1 protein-coding gene is annotated in these 553 nt (G+C 74.1%); it reads right to left on the bottom strand.

Annotation, left to right across the window (positions count from 1 at the left end):
• A partial coding sequence (locus KUM32_RS35415; RefSeq protein ID WP_217146035.1) for a glycosyltransferase occupies nucleotides 1–553 on the bottom strand: 553 nt, incomplete at both ends.

Below are 553 nucleotides of genomic sequence, written 5' to 3'. Positions count from 1 at the left end.
CCTGGTGGCCCAGGGCCTGGGCGCGCCAGCACAGGTCCACGTCGTCGCGCATGAGCGGGAGGCGGACGTCGAAGCCGCCGAGTTCGTCCCACACGTCGCGTCGGATGAGCATGCCGGCGCTGGAGACGGCGAGCACGGGCCGCACCTGGTCGTGCTGGCCCTGGTCCTGCTCGCGGCGCTCCAGACCGGTCCAGCGGCGCCCGCTGCGGGCGATGCTGACGCCGACTTCGAGCAACTGCCGCTTGTCGTACCAGCTCCGCAGCTTGGGCCCGATGATGGCCGCCCGGGGGCTGGCGTCGGCGACGCGCAGCAACTCGGCCAGGGCGGTGGGCTCGGGGGCGCAGTCGTCGTGCAACAGCCACAGCCACTGCACGGGTTCGCCGTGCGGCAGCTCGGGCATGTCGTACGCGTCGTCGCGCCAGGTGCGGGTGGCCGGGTCCCAGCCGCTGGGGCGCTTGAGGTACGGCAACTGGTCCGGCGTCAGCACCGGGGCCGTGCGCACCGCTTCGTCGACGGCCGTGCCGAAGCCGCTGCGGCGCGCGAGGTGCAGGAC

It is taken from the genome of Streptomyces sp. AC627_RSS907 (assembly GCF_019049165.1).
This window is presented reverse-complemented; position numbering and strand designations above follow the sequence as displayed.